Here is a 3572-nt window from a genome sequence, read left to right on the forward strand (position 1 = left end):
CCGCTCGCCGGTGGAGCGTGCCCACAAAGTCCACGGTTTGTCGGGACCCACGCTGGCCCCCGCCCGCCGTGGCCCGACGCAAGCACGAACCACATTTGGGAGGCGGCCAATCCCCTACCCACCCCCCTTGGGCCCGACGCCGGCGGGCCGGCCGACAAGGCCTGCGACGCCGACCGCATTCGTGAGCTGATCCGAGAGCCGCACCGAACATCCAGCCGAAGAGTAACCGCCGCTGGAAGCCTGCTTCAGAAAGCAGCTTTATCGCCAGCGCAATCTGATCGAGCGCTTCTTCTCCAAGCTGAAGCACGCGGGCGACTTCCTCGCTATGGTCCAACTCGGCTCGATCCGGATGTGGCTGCGGCTGAGTCTACGACCTAGCAATGGGAGAGAATTGTAAATATTAAAAATATAAATGTTTACATATAGATAGGCCTATCAGATAACATTATTGGCAAAGGTATTGAAGTGTTTTCGAGGCTTCAGCCGAAGGTGAAAGCGAAGGCTTCCACTCCCGATCCTGCTCGCGCTTTTCGCCTTCATGGGGAGTGGAATAGTTTCCTGTGGCCGCTAATCGTCACCAACGGCATGGAAAAGGCCACGCTGCCGCTCGGGCTCACCTTGTTTCAGATACAGCAAGGGAACCTCGTGGAACTATATCATGGCCGGCGCAGCGATCACGATGCTACCGGCATCTTCCTAGCCATCGTACTGCAGAAAGTGATCTATTGGGGTATCACCATCGGCTCCGGCTTCGGTGGACGTTAGTTCCTGCCGATATTGCGGCGAAATCTGTCAGATAGCCAGCGCGCCTTCACCCGAATTGGCCGTCAGGAGCGACTGAAGCGCATCACTCCGTCGCCACGACGATCATATGGTTGATCCGGCAATTGCCAAGGCCCTAGCTTGCATCTGGCTGACGGCCACCGAATGAACGCAGTTAAGCAAGCCTCATGGGAAGGCGAGCCTCCGCCGATCACTCGGGGCGTCGACGGGTCTGATGCACATGTGTCAGGTCAGCCGCAGATCCACGCCTGGATGCAACTTCTTGAGGTTGGGCAATGATTTGATCTGCCAGGGGACTTGAGAAGAACCGCGTACGGTCAAATGAATGTCCGGGTGATTGCGAGCCTCGATCGTCAACTTGGCAAGCAGGTTTATGCCGGAGGAGTTCAAGAATTGAAGTCCGGTCACGTCGAAAGTGGCCTTGCCCGCCCCCTCTTCGAGCGCTTTCATGGCCAAGGCATGAATGGGTGCGTAAGCGTCCGGGCCTGCCAGCCGCATGGTTCCGTCAAAATAAACGGTACCGCCCTCGGACCAGACGCGGAACGCTTCTTCTCTGATTTCCATAGCACTTTTCTCGCGGTTCATGACGGTGAAATTGGCATTGCTGCATATGTTTCAAGTCTCGCGCGGTTGCGCGGGCGATCCTCTTCGAAGAGCCAAGCCAGGTCTGCCTTGTAGTCGCTCATCAAAGTCAGCAATCCCAATCCGGAACCGCTACCTGCCGTTTTAGCGCTCGCCTCGATCTGCTGGATGAGAAGATCGCTCGGATCGCCTTGCGTTATGCTCGACAGCAACCGCTGGAACCTGGCTGCCGTCTGCCTGTCGACAAAATTCGATATCCTCATCTTAAAGCTGTCGTCCTCCGCTATGGCTTCGATCGCGATCTCGCCTGGAGCACGAAACTTGATGGCGTTTTCGATCAATTCGTTCGTAAGGTAGCCGATATCCTGTCGGACCTGATTATAGCGCCGCTTCGAAGGTCGAAATCGCAGCGCCATCATCTCGGCGATGAAATCCGACGTCATGCTGGAGTGTTTCCAGGCAAGGTCAAGAGGGCCATCGAGTAGCCGCAGCTGAACGGCGTGCGCCGCGTCAAACGAAGCGAGATGCTCCTGCCCATATAGGACGGTTGTCATGTCATCACCTGTGTCGCACTACGACGAGCGTAATGTCATCATGTATCTTTTGCGTTCCGATATAGGTCATGAGGCTTTCGAGAATACCGTTCATCACCTGCTCAGCTGTGCGACCGTGCAGGCGGCGGACGTTTTCGCAAAGCCGCTCGATGCCGAATAGTTCGCCTTCGGGATTTTCAGCCTCGGTGACGCCATCGGTATGAAGGACAATCAAATCGCCCTTGTGAAAGGGTATTTCGCGGGTATCGATGAAAGACGATATATCAGATTCAAGTCCCACTGGCAGGCCGAGGTCGCTGGTGTCGATCCGTTCGACCGCCCCGGTATGACGAATGACAATCAGATCCTCATGCTGGCCCGAAATCGTCAAACGCTCGCCATCATAGTCCAGAAATGACAGCGTGACATGCTTGTCGATTTTGGTCCGCTCGATGTTCTTGTAGATCGTGCGGTTCAGATGGCTGAGGAACCTTGAGGGGTTCGTTTCGCCGGCTTCCTGTAGCGCGCGGGCGACGGACTGCACCATAAGCATCAACACACCGCTTTCGAGGCCGTGGCCCGTCACGTCGCCAATGCCTATCTTCAGGTGAGCTCCGTTTTGCAGGATATCGTAGTAGTCGCCGCCGACCTCGTCGGCGGGGCGCATATAGGCGGCAATCTCCAACTGCTCGATCGCCGCAAGCTCTTTAGCGCGCGGCAGCACCATGAGCTGAATCTGCCGAGCCACATCCAGTTCGGCACCGAGGCGCAGGTTTTCGCTCTTCAATTGGCCGTTCAGAATCGAGATTTCTTCTTTGGCCACCTCAATTTCCTGCGTGCGCTCAGCAACCAGGTTCTCGAGATTTTCGGTATGGAAGCTGATCTCCTCGGCCATGCGGTTGAACGCGAGACCAGCCTCGCCGACTTCGTCCTTGGTTGGTATATCGACCCTGACAGAATAATCCTTTGTCTGTATGCGCTTGGCGGCACCCGCCAGTGCGCTGATCCCGCTTGTAATTCGCTTTGACGCCAAAAAGACCGCTCCCGTGACGACGAGCATCGACACGAGAACCGCGAGGATCTGATAAATCAGAATGCGGTTGGTCGCCCGCGATATTTGATCCCTGGCGGCTGTGAGGGAGGCATAGATTTCACGCTCGGGTACAACGATGCCGAGCGACATTACCTCGCGCTGAACCGGTCCGTTTATCCAAAGATTGGTTGCGTTTAGCTGTTTTGTAACGACAAGATAAGGAACATCTTCGCCGCTCTCGTTCAGCAAAATGTGCCTTATGACGCCATCGGCATCAAGCGGCAGTGAGGCGACTTCCTTTTGGGAACTGTTGCGTAAAGAGCGGTCAAGGCCGGTAACGCCCTTGTTCGTGGCGTCGCTCGCCGAGCGTAGACCGATGATCTTTTCCCCGGCAGGGTTGATCGCAACGACATTGCCGTCCGACATGGTTAGAAAGCCAAATCCGCTTTCGGCCACCTTCACGCGCTCGACAATTTCGGCGAGCTGGTCAAGGGTGATGTCTGCCCCGGCAGCTCCCGCCACGCTACGCCGATCGGCAGTCCAAAGCGGATGGAAGAAGCTGACGATCAGTTTTCCCGTGATTGCGTCGGTATAGGGAGCGGTCTGGGTGATATTGTCAGGTACCGGCCGCAAGGAAGGGT

The 3572-nt window shown here is 56.3% G+C and carries 3 protein-coding genes and 2 pseudogenes; 2 read left to right on the forward strand and 3 right to left on the reverse strand.

Going from position 1 to position 3572, the window contains the following annotated elements; translation table 11 throughout:
* Window positions 1-150: 150 nt before the first annotated feature.
* Window positions 151-397, forward strand: a pseudogene (locus C9413_RS29570) (transposase); the annotation flags it as partial.
* Between the two features lie 146 nt (window positions 398-543).
* Window positions 544-765, forward strand: a pseudogene (locus tag C9413_RS29575) (carbohydrate ABC transporter permease); the annotation flags it as partial.
* 243 nt (window positions 766-1008) lie between these two features.
* Here C9413_RS29575 and C9413_RS29580 read toward each other — a convergent pair.
* From C9413_RS29580 to C9413_RS29590, 3 genes are all read right to left on the reverse strand, one after another.
* The gene (locus tag C9413_RS29580; RefSeq protein WP_022717797.1) at window positions 1009-1347 is read right to left on the reverse strand and encodes a hypothetical protein; all 339 of its coding nucleotides are present in this window, start codon (window positions 1345-1347) and stop codon (window positions 1009-1011) included.
* A gap of 17 nt (window positions 1348-1364) precedes the next feature.
* Window positions 1365-1919, reverse strand: a complete 555-nt coding sequence (locus tag C9413_RS29585; protein WP_040115426.1) for an ATP-binding protein — start codon at window positions 1917-1919, stop codon at window positions 1365-1367.
* Window positions 1920-1923: 4 nt separating this feature from the next.
* A partial coding sequence (locus C9413_RS29590; protein ID WP_170251304.1) for a SpoIIE family protein phosphatase occupies window positions 1924-3572 on the reverse strand: 1649 nt, incomplete at its 5' end.

Source organism: Rhizobium sp. SEMIA 4085, from assembly GCF_013004495.1.
In the GTDB taxonomy this organism is placed as follows: domain Bacteria; phylum Pseudomonadota; class Alphaproteobacteria; order Rhizobiales; family Rhizobiaceae; genus Rhizobium; species Rhizobium gallicum.